Below are 24523 nucleotides of genomic sequence, written 5' to 3' on the forward strand. Positions count from 1 at the left end.
AAATGGAGGAGTAGACAATGAAAAAAAGAATCGCAGTCTTGCCTGGCGATGGAGTTGGGAAAGAAGTGGCCAGAGGGGCTATTGAAGTTCTGCAGGCCGTCGGCGAAAGGTTTGGACACCAGTTTTACTTCTCCTATGGAAGAATTGGCGGCGTGTCAATTGACCAAGATGGTACTCCACTTCCAGATGAAACAATTGAACTATGTAAAGACAGTGATGCTGTACTATTAGGTGCAGTAGGAGGGCCAAAGTGGGATAGCCTTCCAGGGCATCTTCGTCCAGAAAAGGGCCTGCTTAAGATCAGAAAAGAGTTAAATTTATATGCCAACCTTAGGCCAACTAGTTATTATCCCAGCTTGGCAGATTCATCCCCTCTTCGTAAAGAAATTATTGAGGGTGTGGATATCTTAATGGTCCGCGAACTTTGCGGAGGCCTGTATTTTGGTAAGCCGAGTGAAAGAAGGCAGCAGGGAGATAAGGAAACTGTTGTTGATACACTTTATTACGAGAAGACAGAAATGGAAAGAGTTATTCGCCTGGCATTTGAGCTAGCGGAAAAACGCAGCAAAAAGGTCACTTCTGTTGATAAAGCCAATGTATTAGAATCAAGCCGAATGTGGCGGGAGACAGCAGAGGAAGTGGCTAAGGACTTCCCTGAAGTAGCGCTTGAACACATGCTTGTTGATAATGCAGCCATGCAAATGATTAAGAATCCACGACAGTTTGACGTCGTTGTTACGGAGAATATGTTTGGAGATATTTTAAGTGATGAAGCTTCTGTTTTAACAGGCTCACTTGGAATGCTTCCTTCTGCCAGTATCTCTACAGATGGTCCATACTTATATGAGCCAATTCATGGATCGGCTCCTGATATTGAAGGCAAGAATATTGCGAATCCGATTGCGATGATTCTTTCAGCTGCAATGATGCTGCGCATATCCTTTGGTTTAGAGCAAGAAGCAGAGGCTGTAGAAAATGCTGTTAAAGAAGTACTTGAAGGTGGCGGCCGAACGAGCGATATCGCAGCGAAAGGCAAGAAAAACGTATCAACTACAGAAATGGTAGAAGAAATTAAGGCTACTATTTTGGATAACGAAGCCATCTTGAATATCATGGGTGCTTACGCATAAATTTTCAGCGGAAATATTAAAGATAATGCTTGCCGAACATTCGGAGACAGGGGGGAGACAATGGGAAAATCGATCATTGATAAAATCTGGGAACAGCATGTTGTTTATAAGGAAGAAGGAAAACCTGATCTGCTCTATATTGACTTACATTTAGTACATGAGGTCACTTCTCCGCAGGCTTTTTCGGGATTAAGAATGAAAAACCGCACGGTCAGACGTCCTGATAAAACATTTGCAACAATGGACCACAATGTTCCAACGGTTAACCGCTATGACATAAAGGACCCTGTTGCAAAAAACCAGATGGAAGCATTAAGGAAAAACTGTTCAGAGTTCGGCGTCCCACTAGCAGATTTAACAAGTGCTGAACAGGGGATCGTCCATGTTATCGGGCCAGAACTGGGTTTAACCAAACCAGGTATGACAATTGTTTGCGGTGATAGCCATACTTCAACACACGGTGCATTTGGCGCATTGGCTTTTGGAATTGGAACAAGTGAAGTCGAGCATGTGCTTGCTACTCAAACCTTATGGCAGACAAAACCGAAAACCCTTAAGCTTCAAATTGATGGAAAGCTTGGTGTTGGTGTAAGTGCTAAAGATGTCATCTTATATGTCCTATCCAAATATGGAATTAAGTTTGGAACCGGCCATGTGATTGAGTTTTGTGGTGAAGTAATTGAAAGCATGTCGATGGAAGAACGAATGACAGTCTGTAACATGTCCATTGAAGGTGGAGCAAAGGCAGGCTTAGTGAGTCCGGACGAAACTACTTTCGCGTACATCGATGGAAGAAAATATGCGCCTCAAGCTGATGAAATGGAAAGCTGGAAGTCAAGATGGAAAGAACTGGCCTCTGATGAAGATGCTGTATACGACCGAGTGATTGTCATTGATGGCAGCGAGATCGCTCCAATGGTTAGCTGGGGTACAAACCCATCTATGACAGCTCCTGTAACCGGCCGTGTACCGTACTTAAGTGAAACAAAAAGTGAAACCGAGAAAAAATCAATTGAGAGTGCTCTTGCCTATATGGGATTAGATGAGGGTCAGCAAATAGAAGATATTAAGATTCAAAAGGTCTTTATCGGTTCTTGTACAAATTCACGTCTAGAAGACCTACGTGCAGCTGCTGAAATTGTTAAAGGCAAGTCCGTACATGAAGGAGTTAGCGCAATTGTTGTTCCAGGATCACAGCAGGTCAAAAAGCTTGCTGAAGCGGAAGGGCTTGATCAAGTCTTTTTGAGTGCCGGTTTTGAATGGCGGGAATCTGGCTGCAGTATGTGCCTGAGCATGAACGATGATATTGTCCCTGCAGGAGAACACTGCGCATCAACTTCCAACCGCAATTTTGAAGGGCGGCAGGGGTCAGGGGCACGAACCCACCTAGTTAGTCCAGAAATGGCTGCAGCAGCTGCTGTGTATGGAAACTTTGTTGATGTTCGCAGACTGTCACCAGCAGTTGTATAAACTACATTCCCTATTATAATGCAATAGGATCATTCATGTTGTTATTCAGTGTGTAGTTTTATAGAAGGGAGACAAAGATGGCTGGATTTAAGGAATATACAGGAAAAACTGTTGGAATGGATAGAACTAATGTAGATACAGATCAAATTATTCCAAAGCAATTTTTAAAAAGAATCGAAAAGACTGGCTTTGGAGAATTTCTTTTTTATGACTGGCGCTATAAATCTAATGGAGAATTAAATCCGGAATTTGAATTAAATCTCCCTGAAAATCAAGGTGCTACCATTTTAGTCACGAATGAAAACTTTGGCTGTGGGTCTTCAAGAGAGCACGCACCCTGGGCTCTGCTAGACTTTGGCTTTCAAGTTATAATTGCTCCTTCTTTTGCAGATATCTTTTATCAAAACTGTCTAAAGAATGGGATTTTGCCAATTGTCTTAAGTGAGCAAAAGGTACAAAGCCTGCTTGAACGCTCCAAAAACCAGCCATATACATTAACCGTTTCCCTGGAAAGGCAAACTGTAAGTGATGAAGAGGGCTTAAACGAATCATTCGAGATTCACCCCTACTGGAAAAAACTTTTGATAAACGGCTGGGATGAAATTGAAATTACTCTTAAGCTGGATGAACAAATAAAACTGCATGAAGAGCTTCAATTAAATAAGTAGAACAGAGATTCACAGGTTATCTGTGAATCTTTTTGTATTTGATCTAATTCATGCTAAACTAACCTCATCCATTCTTCAGAAGGCGGTATAAGCATGAAAAATGACCAAAACAAACAGGATAATGTCATCCTTTTTCCAGACCTCGACAGGCGCCTGATGGCAAAGGGGCTGGACCTGCTTCAGCAGAAAAAGTATAAAGAAGCAATCCGGCTGCTAGAACAAGCGCTTGAATTCGATAGCGGCAATGCGGATGTTTATACCGGTTTGATTCTGGCAAACTTTGAATCTGGCCGGCTTAACGAAGCTAGACAATTTGCAGATGAAATGCTTAATAAAGGAATAGGCGATTATTTTCAAGTGGCAGATTTGTACATCATGATCCTTATTCAGCTGAACCAATTTGAAGAAGTGATTACAACAATTGAAGTTTTATTACAGGAACATAAGGTTCCTGCAGAAAAATTTGAACATTTCACAAAAATGCTTCACTATTGCCGCAAGATGGCAAAGGAGAAACCAGCTTACAAACAAGAAGAACAGCACCCCATGGAGGAGCAGGAAAATGAATTGGAGCTGCTTTCAAGCATGGATCCTAATGAGCAGGTTCTTTTTGCAGCCCGCTTGGCCAATGAAAACATTAGGCCCTATGTTAATGAATTGAAAAAGCTAATGGAAGCTGAAGATGGACACCCTTTTCAAAAAACTTTATTTATAAATATTTTAAGAGAGCAGGAATATGACAAAGAAATTGTGCTTTCGAAGTTAGGGCGAACTGAGACGGTCATTCCTGCAAATCTTCCTGAACTTAAGGATATGGAAAGTCTAAGGGAAGTGATTAAGCTGCTAAGCGAGGTAGTGGAAAATGAAAATCCGGTTTTATACGAAAGCATAAAGAGCCTCGTTGAGAGAAATTACTTTATTATGTATCCTTTTGAATTGGAACCAAAAGACTCTAGGGTGCTGGCTGCAGCCTTCCATTATATTGCCGGACTTTATTTTGGAATGGAAGATACCCCTGGATCTACAGCCGACTTGTACGGGGCCGACTATATTCTTGTAGAAAAGGCGATTAACCTCATAAGAAGGTTAGAAGAAATTTCTTATCCGAATATATAGGCTTCTCAGTTGAAAGAAAACCAACCTGTGTTATAATGTAGTGGTTGCATTATGTAAAAAATTATATTTTACATTTAAATTGGGTATTGCTTACATAACAAAGCATATTCATCATCGAATGAAAATGACAATAGATTGTTGGAGGGAAATGTATGTCTGCAAATTGGGAAAAGTTAGAAGGGAACCAAGGGGTTCTTACAATTGAAGTAAGTGCGGAGAAGGTTAATGAAGGCCTTGACGCTGCTTTTAAAAAAGTAGTAAAAACTATTAATGTACCAGGATTCCGTAAAGGGAAAATGCCGCGCGGTATGTTTGAAAAGCGTTTTGGTGTAGAATCGCTTTACCAGGACGCCATCGATATCCTGCTTCCAGATGCTTATGCTAATGCGATTGATGAAACGGGTATTGAACCAGTTGACCGCCCTGAAATTGATGTTGAACAAATCGAAAAGGGCCAAAGCTTAATTGTTAAAGCAAAGGTTACTGTTAAGCCTGAGGTAAAGCTTGGCGAATATAAAGGACTCGAAGTAGAAGCCTTTGACACGAATGTTACAGATGAAGATATTGAAGCAGAATTAAAGACTATGCAAGAGCGTCAGGCTGAGCTTGTTGTGAAAGAAGAAGGCACAGCTGAAAACGGCGATACTGTTGTACTTGATTTTGAAGGCTTTGTTGATGGTGAAGCGTTCGAAGGCGGACAAGCTGAGAACCATACACTTGAGCTTGGATCTGGGTCATTCATTCCTGGCTTTGAAGAGCAGTTAGTTGGAACAGCTGCTGGAGAAGAGAAGGAAGTAGAAGTAACTTTCCCTGAAGAATACCATGCAGCTGAGCTAGCTGGTAAACCTGCTGTATTCAAAGTGAAACTTCATGAAATAAAAACAAAACAACTTCCAGAGCTTGATGATGAGTTTGCAAAAGACGTTGAGGAAGATGTAGAAACTCTTGACGCACTTAAAGAGAAAATCAAGACTCGTCTTGTGGAAAGCAAGAATCAAGAAGCTGAACATCATGTACGTGATACTGTTGTTGAAAAAGCAGCAGAGAATGCTGAAATCGACGTTCCTTCCGCTATGGTAGATACAGAAATTGACCGCATGATGAGTGAATTCGAACAGCGTCTTCAAATGCAGGGCATGAATCTTGACCTTTACTTCCAGTTCTCTGGACAAGATCAAAATGCACTTCGCGAACAAATGAAAGAAGATGCGGAGAAACGTGTTCGTGTAAACTTAACATTAGAGGCAATTGCAAAAGCTGAAAACGTTGAAGCTTCAGATGAAGATGTCAATGCTGAGCTTGAGAAAATGGCTGAAATGTATAATATGTCTATTGAAGACATCAAAAAGGCACTTGGCAGCCTTGAGGGAGTTAAGGGAGATCTTCAATTGAGAAAAGCAATTGATTTTCTTGTAGATAACAGCAAAACTGTTGCATAATATAAGTAGTAACTTAAAACAAGGCGCGATATCTAATCGTGCCTTGTTTTATACCATAAAAACCAATATTATGCCGTATAAAATTTTTTATCAATTTGGATTCTCTGGATTTAAGTGCACGATTTATGGTTAAGCTTAGTGAGTACATATGTTTCAAATGCGGATCATAAAAGTTCTTTAGGCGAAGAGTTATTATTACCAGTCCAATGGCAAAATATGATACAATCCAATACATAACTGTAAGAGTAAGAGTGAAAATAAACCTATTTGTTCATTTGCTTATGATCCGTAGCTTTATATATCGAAGAAGTTTTTTCAAGGGGTGAAGGCATGTTTAAATTTAATGATGAAAAAGGGCAGCTTAAATGTTCCTTTTGCGGTAAAACACAGGACCAGGTTCGTAAGTTAGTTGCAGGCCCAGGTGTCTATATCTGTGATGAATGTATTGAATTATGCACAGAAATTGTTGAAGAAGAACTGGGTACTGAAGAGGAAGTAGAATTTAAGGATGTACCAAAGCCATTGGAAATCCGTGACATTCTTAACGAGTATGTAATTGGGCAAGATCAGGCAAAGAAAAATTTATCTGTTGCCGTCTATAACCATTACAAGCGAATAAACTCAAACAGCAAAATTGACGATGTAGAGTTATCGAAGAGTAATATTGCTATGATCGGGCCAACAGGAAGCGGGAAAACCCTTCTAGCCCAGACTCTTGCAAGAATCCTCAATGTTCCTTTTGCGATTGCTGATGCGACGTCTCTTACTGAAGCTGGCTACGTTGGTGAGGATGTCGAAAACATTCTTCTAAAACTGATCCAGGCAGCAGATTATGATGTGGAAAAGGCTGAAAAAGGAATTATCTATATTGATGAGATTGATAAAATTGCCCGAAAATCAGAAAATCCATCTATTACAAGAGATGTTTCCGGTGAAGGGGTACAGCAGGCACTTCTTAAGATTCTAGAAGGAACTGTTGCAAGCGTTCCACCTCAAGGAGGCCGCAAGCATCCTCATCAGGAATTTATTCAGATCGATACAACCAATATTTTATTTATCTGCGGCGGTGCATTTGATGGTGTCGAATCAATCATTAAGCGTCGTCTGGGGCAAAAGGTTATTGGATTTGGATCAGAAGAAAAGAAAGATGATATCGACCAAAAAGATCTTCTTTCAAGAGTTCTTCCAGAGGATTTGCTTAAGTTCGGACTAATCCCGGAATTTATTGGCCGTCTTCCTGTTATTGCAAGCCTTGCGCCGCTTGATGAGGATGCATTAATTGAAATTCTGACAAAACCAAAAAATGCTCTAGTTAAACAATACCAAAAGATGCTTGAGCTTGACGAAGTAGAGCTTGATTTTGAAGAAGGTGCGTTAGAAGAAATCTCGAAGCGGGCTATTGAACGTAAAACTGGAGCGCGCGGACTTCGTTCTATCATAGAAGGAATCATGCTGGATGTCATGTTTGATCTTCCTTCACGGGACGATATAAAGAAGTGCGTAATCACTAGGGAAACAGTAGTTGACGGTAGTGTTCCCAAGCTCATCCTTGAGGATGGAACAGTATTAGAAGAAAAACGCAAAACATCCGCGTAACATAATAAAGCGAAAGCGCCTTCGAAAGACCAAGGCTTACTCGAGGGGTTAGGCGCTGCTGGATTAAATAACAACATGTAAGGACTTAAAATAAAGGACTTTAATTGGAACCTGCCTTAGTGCGGGTTCTTTTTTCAATGCTGCAGATAATATCGAATTGTTTCTGCTCCTCGTTGGCTCACTGTCTCACGTCGTCTAATCTTATGTTCTAAGACTAAGCTTAATTAAATTGTTGGTTTTAATAAGGTTTTAACTTCCATTTTTGTTCACTTGTAATATTTGGATATGGCCTAAATAATCCTATCTTTAAAGGATTTTTACCGATAATCTTTAGAAGAATATCTTGTTTATTCCAACTAGGTGAGGGAGATACTAGGTTATAGCGAATAAACAATCTATTCAGGAGGTAATCTTATTGAGTTGGACCGGCATAGCCTTATTTATACAGCTTTTCTTTGGAATTGTGATCGGACTGTACTTCTGGAATTTGCTAAGAAATCAGCGAACACAGAAAGTTTCGATAGACCGTGAGTCCAAAAAAGAAATGGAACAATTAAAAAAGCTGCGCTCAATATCTTTAAGTGAGCCGCTAGCCGAAAGAGTCAGACCAACCAGTTTTAAAGATATTGTGGGACAGGAAGACGGGATAAAGGCACTTAAAGCGGCTCTTTGTGGACCTAACCCTCAACATGTTATTATTTACGGGCCTCCTGGAGTTGGTAAAACAGCGGCAGCCAGACTTGTGGTAGAAGAAGCAAAGAAAAATAGTAAATCACCCTTTCGGCAAGCCTCTGTTTTTGTTGAGCTCGATGCCACGACAGCCCGCTTTGATGAAAGAGGAATCGCCGACCCGCTAATAGGTTCAGTACATGACCCAATCTATCAGGGAGCCGGTGCAATGGGCCAAGCTGGGATACCCCAGCCAAAACAAGGGGCTGTTACAAATGCACATGGTGGAGTGTTATTCATTGACGAAATCGGTGAACTTCACCCCATTCAAATGAACAAATTATTAAAGGTTCTTGAAGATAGAAAGGTGTATCTTGAGAGCGCTTATTACAATGAAGAAAATACACAAATACCAACGCACATTCATGATATCTTTAAAAATGGCCTTCCCGCTGATTTCCGCTTAGTAGGGGCAACTACACGAACGCCCAGTGAAATTCCTCCTGCAATCCGCTCAAGATGTATGGAGGTATTTTTCAGGGAACTAAGCCAAGAAGAAATCTCAACTGTAGCTCGGAAGGCTGCTGAAAAAGTAAAGCTATCGATTAGCGAAAAGGCAGTTGAAACATTATCCAACTATGTTAGAAATGGCCGTGAAGCAGTCAATATGATTCAAATAGCGGCAGGTCTTGCTATCTCAGAGGATCGTGATTTTATAAAGGAAGAAGAAATAGAATGGGTTATTCACGCTAGCCAGCTAACACCTCGAATGGAAAAGAAAATAAATGAAAAGTCTGCGATTGGACTAGTTAATGGCCTAGCGGTATATGGTCCTAACACAGGAGCACTGCTAGAGATTGAAGTAACAGTCATTCCTGCTAAGGAAAAAGGTAGTATTAATATCACTGGGATTGTGGAAGAAGAGAATATAGGTAATCAGAGCAAGTCGATAAGACGAAAAAGTATGGCCAGAGGCTCGATTGAGAATGTTATTACTGTCCTCCGTTCAATGGGGGTACCGGCAGATGAATTTGATATTCATGTTAATTTTCCTGGCGGTACACCTATTGATGGTCCTTCTGCAGGAATTGCGATGGCAACCGGAATCTATTCTGCCATTTATAAAATCCCAATGGATAATACCGTGGCCATGACAGGTGAAATAAGTATTCATGGCAATGTAAAACCAATAGGCGGCGTGTATCCAAAGGTTAAGGCAGCAAAGAAGGCTGGAGCCAAAAAGGTTATCATTCCGTACGAAAACATGCAGACAATACTCCATGAAATAGATGGGATCGAGATTATCACGGTTAACCATTTACAAGAGGTGTTTGAAATTGCCCTACTGCGGGAACAGGCTGTAGATAAAATCATTTCAACAGCAGTTGAATTACCAAAAGAAGAGACTATCTAAATCAATAGCTTCGGTTGTGCAATTTAAAACCGAAGCTTTTGATTGTTATTAGCATCACTCTAGCTCCTAACGGAATATAAAAAAATTAATAGCGAACAGGGTAAATAAGGTCTGTATTTAAAAGGACTCCTATAATTAGACACTGCTTCCTAAATACGATAGAATTGAACAACGAAGAGAAATAAAGAACAGGATAAGTTGCATTTTTGGAGGTGCAATATGACTACAGAAAAAGAAAAAACAATTCCACTTTTGCCGCTTAGGGGACTGCTGGTATACCCAACAATGGTGTTACATTTAGACGTTGGGCGGGAAAAATCTATACAAGCTCTTGAGAATGCAATGGTCGATGACCATTTAATCTTTCTTACAACGCAAAAAGACATTTCGATAGATGAACCTACCGAAGAAGACCTATACCAGGTAGGCACATTAACCCGCGTGAAGCAGATGCTGAAGCTTCCAAACGGGACTATCAGAGTTCTGGTAGAGGGCTTGAAACGAGCTGAGATTACAGCTTTTTATGATGACACAGCGTTTTTTTCTGCTGAAATAATATCCCATGAAGATCGGGAAACAAAGGATATTGAAGACGAAGCATTGATGAGAACAATGCTCGAGTACTTTGAACAGTACATAAAAATGTCCAAGAAAATTTCGGCGGAAACGTATTCTTCTGTCGCTGATATTGAAGAGCCAGGCCGAATGGCTGATATCATTGCGTCGCACTTGCCGCTTAAGCTTAAGGAAAAGCAGGAGATCCTGGAAACGAAGGATATTAAAGAACGGATGAACAAAATAGTTGAGATCATCCATAACGAAAAAGAGGTCCTCAGCCTCGAAAAGAAAATCGGTCAGCGTGTAAAACGGTCAATGGAACGAACTCAAAAAGAATATTATTTGAGAGAACAACTTAAGGCCATTCAAAAAGAATTGGGCGATAAAGAAGGAAAGACCGGTGAAGTTGCTGAGCTTGCCGACAAAATTGAGCTAGCTGGGATGCCGGACAACGTTAAGGAAACAGCACTAAAAGAGTTGGATCGATATGAGAAGGTGCCGGCAACTTCAGCGGAGAGTGCAGTCATTAGAAATTATATTGAATGGCTCGTAAATGTGCCCTGGACAAAGGCTACTGATGATGACCTAGACATCCGAAAAGCTGAAAAGGTCTTAAATGACGATCATTATGGCTTGGAAAAAGTTAAGGAGCGGGTGCTTGAATACCTAGCAGTCCAGCAGCTTACAAACTCTTTAAAAGGTCCGATTCTTTGTCTTGCAGGTCCTCCAGGAGTTGGTAAAACAAGTCTTGCCAAATCAATCGCCAAATCCCTTAATCGAAATTTTGTTCGCATTTCCCTTGGGGGTGTCAGGGATGAATCTGAAATCCGCGGTCACAGACGAACGTATGTAGGTGCAATGCCGGGGAGGATTATTCAAGGGATGAAGAAGTCAGGCACTGTTAATCCTGTATTTCTCCTTGATGAAATCGATAAAATGTCTAATGATTTCCGTGGTGATCCATCTTCAGCAATGTTGGAAGTGCTTGATCCAGAGCAAAATCATAATTTCAGCGACCACTATATTGAGGAACCGTATGATTTATCCAATGTTATGTTTGTAGCAACGGCAAATAACTTGGGAACAGTTCCAGGACCTTTATTGGATCGAATGGAAATCATTACAATTGCTGGCTATACTGAGCTGGAGAAGCTGCATATTGCGAAAGATCATCTGCTCCCGAGGCAAATTGAGGGACACGGTCTGTCGAAAGCACAGCTTCAAATCCGTGACGAAGGACTTAGGCAGATTATTCGCTATTATACACGTGAAGCAGGTGTTCGTTCACTTGAGCGGCAGCTGGCAGCCATCTGCAGGAAAACAGCTAAGATTGTTGTAGCGGGTGAAAAAAAGCGTGTTGTGGTTAGTGAAAAAAATGTAGAAGATTTCTTAGGTAAAGCTAAGTTTCGCTATGGACAAGCTGAATTTGAGGATCAGGTTGGTGTTGCAACTGGACTGGCCTATACTACAGTTGGCGGGGATACTCTGCAAATAGAAGTGTCCTTATCACCTGGTAAAGGGAAGCTCGTATTAACAGGAAAACTCGGTGATGTTATGAAGGAGTCGGCTCAGGCAGCATTCAGCTATGTCCGTTCCAAGGCGAAGGACTTGGGCATTGACGAAGATTTCCATGAGAAACATGATATTCATATTCATGTTCCGGAAGGCGCTGTTCCTAAAGATGGCCCATCAGCAGGGATTACCATTGCAACGGCACTCGTTTCAGCTTTATCAGGCCGTCCAATCAGGAAAGAAGTCGGCATGACCGGTGAGATTACTCTTCGTGGAAGGGTTCTGCCTATTGGGGGCTTAAAGGAAAAGAGCTTAAGCGCTCACCGTGCAGGATTAACTAAAATTATTTTACCTAAAGATAACGAAAAAGATATTGATGATATTCCAGAGAGCGTCCGCAACGAGTTAGACTTTGTATTAGTTTCGCATGTTGATGAAGTGCTGAAGCACGCCCTGGCTGAAGGAGGCCATAATGAAAGTCAATAATGCTGAAATTGTAATCAGCGCAGTAAAGCCTGACCAATACCCAGGTGAGGCTTTACCTGAATTTGCGCTTGCAGGCAGGTCAAATGTGGGGAAATCCTCATTTATAAACAAGATGCTAAACCGAAAAAATTTGGCGAGAACATCTTCAAAACCTGGGAAAACCCAAACTCTTAACTTTTATTTAATCAATGAAATTCTTCATTTTGTAGATGTTCCTGGCTATGGATATGCAAAGGTCTCCAAAACAGAAAGGGAAGCCTGGGGGAAGATGCTCGAAACATATTTTACCTCCAGGGAACAATTAAAGGCAGCAATTTTAATTGTTGATCTTCGCCATCCGCCGAGCAAGGATGATGTTCTGATGTATGATTTTCTGAAGCATTATGACCTGCGGGTTATCGTTATTGCCACCAAGGCTGATAAGATATCCAAGTCAAAATGGCAAAAGCATCTTAAAGTTACCAAAGAAACGCTGAATATTGATCCCAATGACCCTGTTATCCTTTTCTCGTCAGAGACTGGGGAAGGAAAAGACAAGGCTTGGTCAACCATTGAAAGTTATATGAAAAAATAAGTAATGAATCTATTGAAGCTTGGTGTTCCCTCACCAAGCTTTTTTTGATTGTGACAAAATGTGTGTTACCATCGATCATTTTTACCTTAATTTCCCAAAACGTAGTCGAATAATAAGGAATCGGGAGCATTTTAAAAGATGTGATGGGAATAAGGTGAATAAGGAAGGTGAGTCGGCAAGACCGTAAAATACGAGAGGAGAGGCTATTTAACCCGCTCTGGCCCATTTTGAGAAAATTCAAAATCAGTGATAAGCTAATTAAGTGTCTGCAAAATAGATATAGGGGGCGTTACACTAGTGAAATATTTATTTAAAGGAATGCTTGTTTTTGTCTTAATGCTTGCGTTGGCAGGCTGCGGGTCAGACGAAGCATCCACTAATTCAGATGAAAATTCAGAAGGAATGAATCTAGCAGAAGAAGGTAAGTTCACCTATGCAGCATCCGGAGAGTTCAAGCCGTTTAGTATTACTGAGGCAGACGGAACTATGTCAGGATTTGATATTGAGGTTGCTGAAGCTGTTGCAGAAGAACTTGGATTAGAACCAGTTCAGCAGAAATTTAAATTTGGCGGAATTGTTGAAGGAGTAAAATCCGGACGCTTTGACGCAGCTGTTGCAAGCCATACAATTAATGAAGACCGATTAAAGGCTGTTAACTTCTCCACTCCATATTACTTCTCGGGACCGCAAATTTTTGTCCGTCCTGACAGCTCAGTGGAAACGCTTGCCGATCTCGAGGGAAAAGAGATTGCTGTTTCAAAAGGATCAACATATTTTAATACAGCAGAAGAAGTTACTGACAATATTCAGCTGTACGATAGTGATGTAACTGCACTTGAAGCATTAAGCAGAGGTAAACACGATGCGGTTATTACAGATTTTGTAACAGGAAAAGAAGCAATTGGATCAGGCATGGAAATAGAAGGCAGAGAATTGCTTGGGCGCAGTGAGCAGGCAATTGCTATCGCCAAAGATAATGAAGAGCTGCTTGAGAAAGTCAATGAGGCTCTCGAAACATTGAGAGAGAACGGTAAACTTACAGAGATCAGCAAGACATACATCGGTGAAGATATAACAGTTGATCCTGAAGGGGAATAACTTTGACTGAGGCGGGTGTGCAGAAGTGTGCATTCGCCTTCCTTATTTAAAAAATAAGAAACCAATAGATAAGAAAGGGGAGAAATTATGGAATGGCTTAATGCTTTTATTGAAACCTATCCAGTGTTCCTTCGAGGAATGCTGCTAACATTCCAGCTGACGGCTGTATCAGTATTTATTGCCATCTTTATAGGCTTGTTTTTTGCATTTTTAAAAATATCAAATATCAAACCGCTTGAATGGCTCGCGGATCTTTATATATTTATAGTAAGAGGAACACCACTCGTCGTTCAAATCTTCGTCTTTTACTTCGGACTAACTTCACTGGATATTTCCCAGTTTTGGTCGGTTGTGTTAGGTCTTGCATTCCACAATGGAGCATATATCGCTGAAATTTTCCGAGGAACGATTCAGTCAATTGATCGCGGACAAATGGAAGCAGGACGTTCACTTGGAATGACAAATAATCTTGCTTATAGAAGAATTATTCTGCCACAGGCAATGAGAAGGGCTATGCCTCCGCTCGGCAACCAATTCATCATCGCTCTTAAGGATTCTTCACTTGCATCCTTTATTGGGATGTATGAACTGTTCAATGTGGCAACCACATATGGTTCCAATAATTTTGATTACATGACATACCTACTGATAGTTGCTGTTTACTATCTAATACTTGTCCTAATCTTTTCAATACTTGTTCGTTACATTGAAAAGCGTATGTCGATAAGTGACTAGGAAGGGGGAGCTTAATATGACGCAGCCAGTTATGGTTAATGTAGAAAAATTAAATAAATCGTTTGGAAGCCTTCATGTATTGAAGGATATAGATATTACGGTCAAAGAAAGTGATGTGGTTTGTCTGATTGGCGCAAGCGGATCGGGGAAAAGCACCTTGCTTCGCTGTTTGAACTTTCTTGAACTAAAAGATAGTGGAACAATTACACTTGAGGGTGAGATCGTTGAAGCAAGCTCTATTGATTTGAATAAAGTCAGAGAGAAAGTGGGGATGGTCTTTCAGCATTTCCACTTGTTTCCGCATAAAACAGTGCTTGAAAATATCATCGAAGCACCTATCCATGTTAAGAAGATCGGAAAAGCACAAGCGCGTAAAGAAGGAAAAGAACTGTTGGCAAAGGTCGGATTAAGCGATAAGGAAGATGTCTATCCGGCGAAATTATCTGGGGGACAAAAGCAACGGGTTGCAATTGCACGCGCCCTAGCTATGAAACCTGATGTTATGCTGTTTGATGAGCCTACATCCGCACTTGATCCTGAGCTAGTTGGCGAGGTCCTGGCGACAATGAAACAATTAGCTGTAGAGGGGATGACAATGATTGTGGTAACGCATGAAATGGGCTTTGCAAAGGAAGTAGCGGATTGGGTCGTTTACATGCATGACGGCAGAATCGTAGAAGTTGGACACCCAGAGCATGTTTTCAATAATCCAAAGGAACAGCGGACAAAAGACTTCCTAGACTCCGTATTATAAAAAAAGCAAAGCCCCAAGGAGGCGCAGCCAGACAACAAGAAAAGCGGAAGCGCCTCGTTCAGCCCCGACCAGCATAAGATGGGACCTGAATGAAGGCGCTTTTTGCCTTCAGTAAGGGCACAGCTTATGACTCGAGGGGCTTGGCGCTGCAGCTAGACAAAGAAAAGCGGAAGCGCCTCGTTCAGCCCCGACCAGCATAAGATGGGACCTGAATGAAGGCGCTTTTTGCCTTCAGTAAGGGCACAGCTTATGACTCGAGGGGCTTGGCGCTGCAGCTAGACAAAGAAAAGCGAAGACTGTTATAGGGGCGGAAGGCACTGGAGCTTTTGCTGAAAAAATCCAAAAGACTTGACAGAACAAGCGAAGGTGCCCCGAGCCTTTGGGGGGTAGCTAAAAAAGAACAAGGCCTGTGTAAACCAGTAAGACAGGGGACAGGGAACCCCCTTGTCTATTTTTTTTTGAAAAACAGCAGATAAACTCCTATGATGACGAGAACAGCGGGCCAGAAGGTCCATGCAGAAGCAACTCTGCTTTCCATTAGGCCAAACCAGCTGGCAAACTGGTCATTAAATAACAATAACACAGCTAAAATTAAAAAAAGGATGCCCTGGAACAGTCCGTTTCCTGTCTTTTGATAGCGAAGCAAAAAGCCTAATGCGATGATCAAGATAAAAGTTCCCATGTGATCGGGCCAAATCTCAAGCCGGTGCACGACATGAAAATGAAGCCCGAAACCTGCAAGCATTACGCCAGGCAGAATAGATTCATAGTCTTTACCCCAATATCCTTGGCCTAAAAATGCAATACCAACGATGATCAGTAGGGTCGGCCAAGTATAAAACTGCTGAAACAGCGTAATATTGGATTGCTGTAAATAAAAATAAATTCCAAAGCCTATTAAAATAATTCCCGGTATCATTTGCTGTCTTTTCATTCTTTCACGCCTTCCCAATAAGGTTCACTTGAAATAATATCTAATATTTGTTACTGTACATAAGGAAGTCTTTGTTTTCTATATATATTAATTTGAGGCGCAGCCTCTACCATATTTTTTATATAAACCGTCTTTAGGGCGGGTTGGTATAATCATTCTTTTTACCGGCCTATAAACGGGTCGTATTACGCTCTTTATGTTATCACAGGTAAGTGATTTATGATTCATTTTCTGTTCACATTTCTAAGGTGACTGTAAACACGTCCGTGTTATAATTACCTTAGCTAATAATGCTATGTCTTGGGGGTGTCAATTAATTATGCATATTATAGTTGTGGGACTTAATTATAAAACAGCCCCTGTAGAAATCCGTGAACGGCTCACGTTTAATGAGACCACTCTTGGGGATGCAATGAAAGAGCTGCAAAAGAAAAAAAGCATCCTTGAAAATATTGTTATATCAACATGTAACCGGACGGAAATATATGCTGTTGTGGATCAGCTTCACACAGGCCGTTATTATATAAAAGAATTTTTGTCAGAGTGGTTTGGAATCGAACAGGCAGAATTTTCTCCCTATTTGTTCATATATGAACAGAATGGTGCTATTGAACATCTCTATAAGGTAGCCAGCGGGCTGAATTCTATGGTGCTGGGAGAAACGCAAATTCTTGGACAAGTTCGTTCAAGCTTCCTGTTGGGACAAGAAGTCAATTCTACTGGAACGGTCTTTAATCAATTATTTAAACAGGCTGTCACACTTGCTAAACGAGCTCATTCAGAAACTGAAATAGGTGCAAACGCTGTTTCAATCAGCTACGCGGCTGTAGAGCTTGCGAAGAAAATTTTTGGTTCTCTTCAAAATAAGCATGTGCTTATCCTTGGTGCTGGAAAAATGGGCGAACTGGCAATTAAAAACCTTCATGCCAATGGTGCAAGCAAAGTTACAGTCATAAACCGAACATTTAAGAGGGCAGAAGATCTTGCCAATAAATTCTCTGGACATGCCAAGACAATGCAGGAACTGCAATGTGCTTTGGTAGAGGCAGACATCCTGATTAGTTCAACAGGGGCTAAAGGAATCGTAATCTCAAAAATCCAAATGGCTCAGGTTGAAAAAATGCGCAAAGGCAAACCATTGTTTATGGTGGATATTGCAGTCCCACGTGATTTAGATCCTGAAATAGCCAGTTTGGAAAATATCTTTTTGTATGACATCGATGATCTTGAAGGGATTGTTCAGGCAAACCTTCAGGAACGCCAAAAGGCGGCTGAGAAAATCATGCTGATGATTGAGGCCGACATCGTTCAATTTAACCAATGGGTTAATACGCTGGGTGTAGTTCCTGTAATAGCTGCTTTGAGATTAAAAGCATCAGATATTCAGGAAGAAACTATGAAGAGTATTGAGCGCAAGATTCCACAACTGTCTGAACGAGATATCAAAGTAATCAATAAACATACAAAGAGCATCATTAACCAGATGCTCAAAGATCCTATTCTTCAGGCGAAGGAATTGGCTGCAAAGCCAGATTCAGACGAGCTGCTAGACTTGTTTGTTAAAATATTTAATATAGAACAGCTTGTTCACGAGCAGCAAGGATTGAAAACAGCTGAATTGAAACAGGCTAAGGTTTCACTGCCAAAGGCTTCTTTTCAGGCGTAAGAGAGGTTCTGGCCATGTTAGACTTTTATATATCCCGTCTTCATGAACTTATATTAATTGTTTATGCCTTAAGTGTGCTCTTATATTTTATTGACTTCCTTAACAGTAACCGGAAGGCTAACCAAATTGCCTTCTGGTTACTTGCATTTGTATGGCTATTGCAAACGGTCGTTCTCCTTAGTTATATGTTTATTACAGGGAGGTTTCCTGTATTAACTTTAATAGAGGGGCTATATTTTTATGCATGGGTTCTGATTACACTTTCTTTGGGGATTAACCGGCTTTTAAAAGTAGATTTTATCGTCTTTTTCACCAATATACTTGGCTTTATGATTATGGCCATTCATACATTTGCTCCTGTCTATTATGAATCTGATGTATTGTCAGAGCAGCTTGTTTCAGAATTGCTGATGATTCATATTACAATGGCGATTCTTTCATACGGCGCTTTTTCACTCTCGTTCGTATTTTCGCTCTTATATTTGTTTCAATATGATTTGCTGAAACGGAAAAAGTGGAATAAAATGCTGTGGAGAATCGCGGATCTTTCTAAACTTGAACACATGTCTTATGTTTTAAATGTTATTGGTGTGCCGATGCTTGTCTTAAGCCTTATTCTTGGAATGCAATGGGCTTGGATAAAGGTCGCTGTAATGCCTTGGTATGATATAAAAGTTCTAGGTTCCTTTTTTGTTCTGGCTGTTTACAGCATTTATCTATATTTGCGCGTTCGCAGGGAGATGTATGGGAAATCACTGGCACTTTGGAATGTTGCAAGCTTTTTAATTGTGTTAATTAATTTCTTCCTTTTTGGCAAATTATCAACATTTCATTTTTGGGAATCGTAAAAATAGGAGGCTGTTATGAGAAAAATTATAATCGGGTCAAGGCGCAGCAAGCTCGCACTTACACAAACGAACTGGGTAATTGAACAATTGAAAAACCTTGGAGCCCCTTTTGATTTTGAAGTAAAGGAAATTGTTACAAAGGGAGATAAGATCCTTGATGTGACTTTGTCAAAGGTTGGCGGCAAAGGTCTATTTGTAAAAGAGATTGAGCAGGCAATGATGGATAAGGAAATTGATATGGCAGTCCACAGTATGAAAGATATGCCTGCTGTTCTTCCGGAGGGACTTGTAATTGGTTCTATCCCTGAGCGTGAGGACCACCGTGATGTTCTTATCTCAAACGGGCATATTGCTCTAAAGGATCTTAAGCCCGGCGCTATTGTAGGAACGAGCAGCCTGCGACGCAGCGCCCAGCTATTAGTACAGCGTCCAGATATTGAGGTTAAATGGATACGCGGAAATATTGATACAAGGCTCGGCAAGCTCGAGACAGGTGAGTATGATGCGATTATTCTTGCTGCTGCAGGCTTAAAACGTATGGGCTGGGCATCGGATATTGTTACAGAGTTCCTTGATCCTGAAATCTGTGTTCCAGCTGTCGGTCAAGGGGCATTATCAATTGAATGCCGCGAAGATGACAAGGAACTTCTAGATTTGCTGCATAAGTTTACTGGTGCTGAAACGGACCGGGCAGTCCGCGCGGAACGGTCATTCTTGCATAAAATGGAGGGCGGCTGTCAGGTCCCGATTGCCGGATATGCCTCTATTGGCGAAGATGCTGAAATTATTTTGACTGTTTTAGTTGGTTCACCTGATGGAAAAGTTATATACAAAGAGCAGGTTAAAGGCTCTAATCCTGAAGAATTAGGGCTGATTGCTGCTGATAAGTTAATTAAGCAAGGAGCAAAGGAACTAATCGATAAAGTTAAGCAGGAGTTAGACAGTGAATGATTGCTTCTCATCCGCTGCAAAATAAACAGGTAATGGTACCGCGTGCCGAAGAACAGGCTGGTGCCTTTTCAAGACTTGTTGAAAGGTATGGAGGGATTCCAGTTGAAATCCCTCTAATTGCCTTTCGCCCTGTACCTCTTACTGAGAAAAGCCTATCTACTATAAAAAACATACATAACTACGATTGGATCGTATTTACAAGCAATGTGACGGTAAATACCTTTCTTTCTCACCAAGAAGTAAATGCCGAGCTTTTTCCGAAAGTCGCGGCGATTGGTGAAAAAACAAGACAAGTATTGCGGGAGCATGGCATCCATGTTGACTTCATGCCATCTGAATATACGGCTGAGGGCTTTGTACAAGAGTTTCTTAAGTTTGTAAAGCCAGGGACAAATGTAATTATTCCTAAAGGCAACCTTGCCAGAGAGCTAATCGCAGCCTCCATTAAGCAGCAAGGAGGCAGAGCTGAAGAATTGGTCATTTACGAGACCTACATGCCGGAGAAGGCTCAAACTAGGCTTACAAGTCTTTTAAAGGAGAACCAGCTGGATATTTTTACCTTCACAAGCCCGTCTACGGTCGATCATTTTATAAACACTGTACGCGAACACAGCCTGGCTGCAGCAATCGAGGGCAAAGTGGTTGCCTGTATAGGTCCGGTTACGAAGCGGAAGGCCGAGAAAGCTGGCCTTACGGTCCATGTCTGTCCTGAGAAATATACAGTGGAAGAAATGCTGAAAGATATTGTAAAGCTTTTAACTAGAAAGTTATAAGAGGAGGACAATTAAATGAATGATATACAGTTTTCCCGTCATCGAAGGCTCCGGAAAAATGCCTCTATGCGAGAACTAGTCAGAGAAAACCATCTTCGCCAGGATGACTTGGTTTATCCCATGTTTATTTTAGAAGGTGAAAATAAACGGAATGAAGTTTCTTCGATGCCAGGTGTTTTCCAAGTAACTTTGGATCTGCTGGGCAAGGAAATGGATGAAATCATTGCATTGGGAATTAAGTCCGTACTTTTGTTTGGAATTCCACATGAAAAAGACGAGTGTGGGACTGAAGCTTTTCATGACCATGGTATTGTTCAAAAGGCTACCCGCTACATCAAAGAGAATCATCCTGATGTAATCGTAATTGCTGATACCTGCCTATGTGAATATACAAGCCATGGCCATTGTGGAGTCGTGGAAAATGGAAGGGTCTTAAATGACGAGTCATTGGAACTTTTAGTAAAAACAGCTGTCAGCCAGGCTGCCGCAGGTGCGGATATAATTGCTCCATCCAATATGATGGATGGCTTTGTTGCTGCAATACGAGCTGGACTTGATGAAGCTGGCTATAAAGAAATTCCGATCATGTCTTATGGAATTAAATATTCTTCAGCCTTTTACGGACCTTTCCGTGAGGCAGCAGATAGCACACCTCAGTTTGGTGACCGAAAAACCTACCAAATGGATCCGGCTAACCGGCTTGAGGCATTGAGAGAAGCAGAATCAGACGTCCAAGAAGGGGCTGACTTTTTGATTGTCAAGCCAGGTCTTCCATACCTTGATATTGTAAGAGATGTAAAGAATAGCTTTAATCTTCCGGTTGTTATCTATAACGTAAGCGGAGAGTATTCAATGGTTAAAGCAGCTTCGCAAAACGGCTGGATTGATGAAAGAAGCATTGTTATGGAAATGCTGACTGGTATGAAACGGGCAGGAGCTGATCTAATCATTACTTATCACGCTAAGGATGCAGCCCGCTGGCTTTCCGAAAAATAATTTCTATCAAACTTACCGAAAAGAGGGATGACCAATGCGCTCTTATGAAAAATCTATAAAAGCTTTTACAGAGGCGAAGAAGCTTATGCCTGGAGGAGTTAATAGTCCTGTCCGTGCTTTTAAATCGGTTGATATGGATCCGATTTTTATGGAAAAAGGAAAAGGCTCTAAAATTTATGATATCGATGGTAATGAATACATTGATTATGTCTTGTCATGGGGTCCCCTGATTCTTGGGCATGCAAATGATCGGGTCGTTGAAGCAATCAAAAAAGTAGCTGAGCTTGGCACAAGCTTTGGTGCGCCTACAGAGATTGAAAACGAACTGGCTAAACTTGTAATTGACAGGGTGCCATCGCTTGAGATGGTACGAATGGTATCTTCAGGTACTGAAGCTACAATGAGTGCGCTTAGGCTTGCAAGAGGATATACCGGAAGAAATAAAATCATGAAATTTGAAGGCTGTTATCATGGGCATGGTGACTCTCTGCTTATCAAGGCTGGATCGGGTGTAGCCACACTTGGCCTTCCTGACAGTCCAGGAGTCCCAGAAGGTATAGCTAAAAACACGATTACCGTTCCTTATAATGATCTAGACAGCGTAAGGTACGCTTTTGAACAATTTGGCGAAGATATTGCTGGTATCATTGTTGAACCAGTTGCCGGCAACATGGGGGTAGTGCCTCCTCAGCCTGGTTTCTTGGAAGGTCTGCGGGAAATTACAGCCCAATATGAATCCGTACTAATCTTTGATGAGGTTATGACAGGATTCCGGGTGGGGTACAATTGTGCTCAAGGTCATTATAATGTTACGCCTGACCTGACATGTCTGGGCAAGGTTATCGGCGGTGGCCTTCCTGTTGGAGCGTACGGCGGTAAAAAAGAAATCATGGAGCAAATTGCACCAAGCGGACCGATTTATCAAGCCGGTACACTGTCCGGGAATCCACTTGCGATGACGGCCGGCTATGAAACGCTTAGCCAGCTAACTCCGGATTCCTACGTGGAATTTGGGAGAAAGGCTGATATCCTTGAAAAAGGCCTTGGAGATGCTGCAAAGAAATTTGATATTCCACATACCATTAACCGAGTTGGATCCATGGTAGGAATCTTCTTTACCGATGAGGAAGTTACCAACTATGAAAAAGCAAAAACATCTGATCTTGAGTTCTTTTCCTCTTTCTATCGTGAAATGGCTCACCAAGGGATCTTTCTTCCTCCATCACAGTTTGAAGGTTTATTCCTATCAACAGTTCACAGTGATGAAGATTTGGCTAAAACGATAGAAGCAACAGAAAATGCATTCTCAAAATTAAAAAGTTAAAAACAAAAGCGTAAGCGTCCGTTAAGCGAAGTATGGACTGGAGCTCACCAAAAATGCTTGGAGACATTAGCTCCAAGCATTTTTTTATACCCGTCTTATGAAAGGATAAGCACCCTGATAGTTGCAGTGGCAATTCCTTATTCTTCTCTGCATGTTTGAAAAATAAGCGGAAAAATTCCTCTTAATTAAGAAGAAGTACGGAAAATCGCTTAAATAGAGGGAGAGATTTCACTTATTTACTCAAAAAACCTGAAAATCGATTATTTTGCTTTACTTAACGAAAAAATCTCCGCTTATTTTTTAGATCACTAGTTACTCAATTCTGGATAAGAATGTATGCTTCATTTATCTACCTCCCTGTATCATAAAAGAGCCCGTTTCTGAAATCGAAGTATGCTTTTTCTTATTCTTTTCTTTCTCCAATAGCTTGACTGTTCAACATAATCTCATAAGTCATAATCATAATTTTAACTTTCGTTTCATAAAGTGGTTAGTGACATGGTGATTTTACGTGTGCAAGGAAACGAAAGGAGGAGTCGCTTTGTCTCAGGGAAATCAATCGTGCCTGCGTTTTTCTTTGGAAGAATCAGTCTGGTTTCAAAAAGGACAGGAAGTCGCTGAACTGGTTTCGATTTCACTTGATCCAAACATCACGGTTCAAGAAAACGATCAGTATGTGGCCATTCGCGGATCATTGGAATTGACTGGAGAATATACACGACAGGTAATTTCAGCAACTGAAGAGCAGGATAGTTACACTTCGGCGAAATTTGTGCATTCTATTATGGAAAGGGAAGACGGAGGAGCAGAGTTCCTGCACCAGTTTCCAGTTGATATTACCATTCCAAACAATCGAATTGCCAGCATCAATGATATTGATATAACAGTGGAATCATTTGATTACCTTCTCCCAGAGCGCGGGTGTCTTAGGCTTACAGCAGATCTGGCTATAACCGGCTTATATGGCGAACAGCAGCATGGGAGCCAATCAGAGGAAGTAGATATTGCGCAATTACAGGAGATTAATGAGCCTGAACTGGTGTATCGGGAGGGCCAGACCGCTGAAGCACTCCCTGAAAGTGTGCAGAAAGAGGACGCAGATGAGATAGCAGAAGACACATCAACTAATTGGTCTGCGTATAACGACCCAGATCATGTCGCTGAAAAGCGGCCAGATCACCAGCTTTATACCCCTTTTGAAGCAGAAGCTAAAAAGGTATCAGAAAATCCTGAACAGGAAACCGTTTTAGCAGAGGCTGAGGAAACCGTCTTAGCAGAGGCTGAGCAAGCCGAATTAGCTGAGCATCAAGAAGAAGCCCCTGTTGGTCCAGAAATTAGTTTCGCTGCCCAAAGAAGCGAAAATATTCCCGCTCCAATTGATTTGAATAACCAGGCATCGCCGGATATAGCTGACCTGCCTGATGCACAAGTGCCAGAAGAATATGATCATAAGGAAGATGTTCAGGTTGAATCAGAAGTGGAGTCATCCTCTTCAGATGAACCAGCCCCTAAGAAAAAGAAGAAAGGCTCTAAAAAGAAGGGGTTATCACTTACAGAGTTTTTTGCTAGAAAAGAAGAACCAGAGGTTGCAAAGCTGCGGGTCTGCATTGTTCAGCAGGGCGACACAGTTGAACAAATTGCAAACCGTTATGAAATCCAGGTTAACCAGCTGCTGAGGGTTAATCAACTAGATATCGACCAGGATGTACATGAAGGTCAAGTGCTTTATGTACCAGGAAAAGCAGCTAGCCTGTATTAACCTGGTTCTATGAATATAGTTTTCTTACTGGGCAGGTTGCTTAACCTGCTCTG

20 protein-coding genes are annotated in these 24523 nt (G+C 41.3%); 19 read left to right on the plus strand and 1 reads right to left on the minus strand.

Annotated features, from left to right (window positions below):
- Positions 1 to 17 precede the first annotated feature (17 nt).
- The 12 genes from leuB to HRJ06_RS04890 all read left to right on the plus strand — a co-directional run bounded on the left by leuB (position 18) and on the right by HRJ06_RS04890 (position 15219).
- Positions 18 to 1130 carry a 3-isopropylmalate dehydrogenase gene (gene leuB, locus HRJ06_RS04835; RefSeq protein WP_174729750.1) on the plus strand — a complete coding sequence of 371 codons (1113 nt, stop codon included), beginning with the start codon at positions 18 to 20 and terminating at the stop codon, positions 1128 to 1130.
- A 60-nt stretch (positions 1131 to 1190) separates the two neighbouring features.
- Positions 1191 to 2600, plus strand: coding sequence for a 3-isopropylmalate dehydratase large subunit (leuC, locus tag HRJ06_RS04840; protein ID WP_174729753.1), 1410 nt, complete (start codon positions 1191 to 1193; stop codon positions 2598 to 2600).
- A gap of 77 nt (positions 2601 to 2677) precedes the next feature.
- Complete coding sequence (gene leuD / locus HRJ06_RS04845; protein WP_174729756.1) at positions 2678 to 3268, plus strand: 3-isopropylmalate dehydratase small subunit; 591 nt, start codon at positions 2678 to 2680, stop codon at positions 3266 to 3268.
- Between the two features lie 93 nt (positions 3269 to 3361).
- Positions 3362 to 4384: a tetratricopeptide repeat protein gene (locus tag HRJ06_RS04850; protein WP_174729759.1), complete on the plus strand. Its 1023-nt coding sequence runs from the start codon at positions 3362 to 3364 to the stop codon at positions 4382 to 4384.
- Between the two features lie 152 nt (positions 4385 to 4536).
- The gene (gene tig / locus HRJ06_RS04855) at positions 4537 to 5823 is read left to right on the plus strand and encodes a trigger factor (RefSeq protein WP_174729762.1); all 1287 of its coding nucleotides are present in this window, start codon (positions 4537 to 4539) and stop codon (positions 5821 to 5823) included.
- 330 nt (positions 5824 to 6153) lie between these two features.
- Complete coding sequence (gene clpX, locus HRJ06_RS04860) at positions 6154 to 7419, plus strand: ATP-dependent protease ATP-binding subunit ClpX (protein ID WP_174729765.1); 1266 nt, start codon at positions 6154 to 6156, stop codon at positions 7417 to 7419.
- Positions 7420 to 7834: 415 nt separating this feature from the next.
- The gene (gene lonB, locus HRJ06_RS04865; protein ID WP_174729768.1) at positions 7835 to 9502 is read left to right on the plus strand and encodes an ATP-dependent protease LonB; all 1668 of its coding nucleotides are present in this window, start codon (positions 7835 to 7837) and stop codon (positions 9500 to 9502) included.
- 219 nt (positions 9503 to 9721) lie between these two features.
- Positions 9722 to 12058 carry an endopeptidase La gene (gene lon / locus HRJ06_RS04870; RefSeq protein ID WP_174729771.1) on the plus strand — a complete coding sequence of 779 codons (2337 nt, stop codon included), beginning with the start codon at positions 9722 to 9724 and terminating at the stop codon, positions 12056 to 12058.
- Positions 12045 to 12632, plus strand: a complete 588-nt coding sequence (yihA, locus tag HRJ06_RS04875; RefSeq protein WP_174729774.1) for a ribosome biogenesis GTP-binding protein YihA/YsxC — start codon at positions 12045 to 12047, stop codon at positions 12630 to 12632. Before lon ends, yihA begins: the two co-directional genes overlap by 14 nt.
- 318 nt (positions 12633 to 12950) lie before the next feature.
- Positions 12951 to 13730 (plus strand): transporter substrate-binding domain-containing protein, encoded by a 780-nt coding sequence (locus HRJ06_RS04880; RefSeq protein WP_174730235.1) that lies wholly within the window; start codon positions 12951 to 12953, stop codon positions 13728 to 13730.
- A gap of 87 nt (positions 13731 to 13817) precedes the next feature.
- Positions 13818 to 14465: an amino acid ABC transporter permease gene (locus tag HRJ06_RS04885; protein WP_174729777.1), complete on the plus strand. Its 648-nt coding sequence runs from the start codon at positions 13818 to 13820 to the stop codon at positions 14463 to 14465.
- Positions 14466 to 14481: 16 nt separating this feature from the next.
- The gene (locus tag HRJ06_RS04890; RefSeq protein ID WP_277874653.1) at positions 14482 to 15219 is read left to right on the plus strand and encodes an amino acid ABC transporter ATP-binding protein; all 738 of its coding nucleotides are present in this window, start codon (positions 14482 to 14484) and stop codon (positions 15217 to 15219) included.
- A 448-nt stretch (positions 15220 to 15667) separates the two neighbouring features.
- Here the strand turns inward: HRJ06_RS04890 and HRJ06_RS04895 are convergent, their stop codons facing one another.
- Entirely contained in the window at positions 15668 to 16153 is a 486-nt protein-coding gene (locus HRJ06_RS04895; protein WP_174729780.1) for a LiaI-LiaF-like domain-containing protein, read from the minus strand.
- 319 nt (positions 16154 to 16472) lie between these two features.
- Here HRJ06_RS04895 and hemA point away from each other — a divergent pair, with 319 nt between their 5' ends.
- The 7 genes from hemA (at position 16473) to spoVID (ending at position 24470) form a co-directional block, all read left to right on the plus strand.
- Entirely contained in the window at positions 16473 to 17819 is a 1347-nt protein-coding gene (hemA, locus tag HRJ06_RS04900; RefSeq protein ID WP_174729782.1) for a glutamyl-tRNA reductase, read from the plus strand.
- A gap of 14 nt (positions 17820 to 17833) precedes the next feature.
- On the plus strand, positions 17834 to 18667 hold the full coding sequence (locus HRJ06_RS04905; RefSeq protein ID WP_174729785.1) for a cytochrome C assembly family protein: 834 nt from the start codon (positions 17834 to 17836) through the stop codon (positions 18665 to 18667).
- 15 nt (positions 18668 to 18682) lie between these two features.
- Positions 18683 to 19618, plus strand: coding sequence for a hydroxymethylbilane synthase (hemC, locus tag HRJ06_RS04910; protein WP_174729788.1), 936 nt, complete (start codon positions 18683 to 18685; stop codon positions 19616 to 19618).
- Entirely contained in the window at positions 19615 to 20391 is a 777-nt protein-coding gene (locus HRJ06_RS04915) for a uroporphyrinogen-III synthase (RefSeq protein ID WP_174729791.1), read from the plus strand. The genes hemC and HRJ06_RS04915 overlap by 4 nt, the downstream gene beginning before the upstream one ends.
- A 15-nt stretch (positions 20392 to 20406) precedes the next feature.
- Positions 20407 to 21387, plus strand: coding sequence for a porphobilinogen synthase (gene hemB / locus HRJ06_RS04920; protein ID WP_174729794.1), 981 nt, complete (start codon positions 20407 to 20409; stop codon positions 21385 to 21387).
- Between the two features lie 34 nt (positions 21388 to 21421).
- Positions 21422 to 22711: a glutamate-1-semialdehyde 2,1-aminomutase gene (gene hemL, locus HRJ06_RS04925; RefSeq protein WP_174729797.1), complete on the plus strand. Its 1290-nt coding sequence runs from the start codon at positions 21422 to 21424 to the stop codon at positions 22709 to 22711.
- A gap of 541 nt (positions 22712 to 23252) precedes the next feature.
- The gene (gene spoVID, locus HRJ06_RS04930; RefSeq protein WP_174729800.1) at positions 23253 to 24470 is read left to right on the plus strand and encodes a stage VI sporulation protein D; all 1218 of its coding nucleotides are present in this window, start codon (positions 23253 to 23255) and stop codon (positions 24468 to 24470) included.
- Positions 24471 to 24523: the final 53 nt, after the last annotated feature.

The sequence above is a fragment of the Mesobacillus harenae genome (assembly GCF_013343715.1).
GTDB lineage: Bacteria > Bacillota > Bacilli > Bacillales > Cytobacillaceae > Mesobacillus_A > Mesobacillus_A harenae.

Excerpts from the sequence above, each read along its gene's own strand:
- leuB (WP_174729750.1), top strand. The coding sequence starts at position 18 with ATGAAAAAAAGAATCGCAGTCTTGCCTGGCGATGGAGTTGGGAAAGAA.
- leuC (WP_174729753.1), top strand. The coding sequence starts at position 1,191 with ATGGGAAAATCGATCATTGATAAAATCTGGGAACAGCATGTTGTTTAT.
- leuD (WP_174729756.1), top strand. The coding sequence starts at position 2,678 with ATGGCTGGATTTAAGGAATATACAGGAAAAACTGTTGGAATGGATAGA.
- HRJ06_RS04850 (WP_174729759.1), top strand. The coding sequence starts at position 3,362 with ATGAAAAATGACCAAAACAAACAGGATAATGTCATCCTTTTTCCAGAC.
- tig (WP_174729762.1), top strand. The coding sequence starts at position 4,537 with ATGTCTGCAAATTGGGAAAAGTTAGAAGGGAACCAAGGGGTTCTTACA.
- clpX (WP_174729765.1), top strand. The coding sequence starts at position 6,154 with ATGTTTAAATTTAATGATGAAAAAGGGCAGCTTAAATGTTCCTTTTGC.
- lon (WP_174729771.1), top strand. The coding sequence starts at position 9,722 with ATGACTACAGAAAAAGAAAAAACAATTCCACTTTTGCCGCTTAGGGGA.
- yihA (WP_174729774.1), top strand. The coding sequence starts at position 12,045 with ATGAAAGTCAATAATGCTGAAATTGTAATCAGCGCAGTAAAGCCTGAC.
- HRJ06_RS04880 (WP_174730235.1), top strand. The coding sequence starts at position 12,951 with ATGCTTGTTTTTGTCTTAATGCTTGCGTTGGCAGGCTGCGGGTCAGAC.
- HRJ06_RS04885 (WP_174729777.1), top strand. The coding sequence starts at position 13,818 with ATGGAATGGCTTAATGCTTTTATTGAAACCTATCCAGTGTTCCTTCGA.
- HRJ06_RS04890 (WP_277874653.1), top strand. The coding sequence starts at position 14,482 with ATGACGCAGCCAGTTATGGTTAATGTAGAAAAATTAAATAAATCGTTT.
- HRJ06_RS04895 (WP_174729780.1), bottom strand. The coding sequence starts at position 16,153 with ATGAAAAGACAGCAAATGATACCGGGAATTATTTTAATAGGCTTTGGA.
- hemA (WP_174729782.1), top strand. The coding sequence starts at position 16,473 with ATGCATATTATAGTTGTGGGACTTAATTATAAAACAGCCCCTGTAGAA.
- HRJ06_RS04905 (WP_174729785.1), top strand. The coding sequence starts at position 17,834 with ATGTTAGACTTTTATATATCCCGTCTTCATGAACTTATATTAATTGTT.
- hemC (WP_174729788.1), top strand. The coding sequence starts at position 18,683 with ATGAGAAAAATTATAATCGGGTCAAGGCGCAGCAAGCTCGCACTTACA.
- HRJ06_RS04915 (WP_174729791.1), top strand. The coding sequence starts at position 19,615 with ATGATTGCTTCTCATCCGCTGCAAAATAAACAGGTAATGGTACCGCGT.
- hemB (WP_174729794.1), top strand. The coding sequence starts at position 20,407 with ATGAATGATATACAGTTTTCCCGTCATCGAAGGCTCCGGAAAAATGCC.
- hemL (WP_174729797.1), top strand. The coding sequence starts at position 21,422 with ATGCGCTCTTATGAAAAATCTATAAAAGCTTTTACAGAGGCGAAGAAG.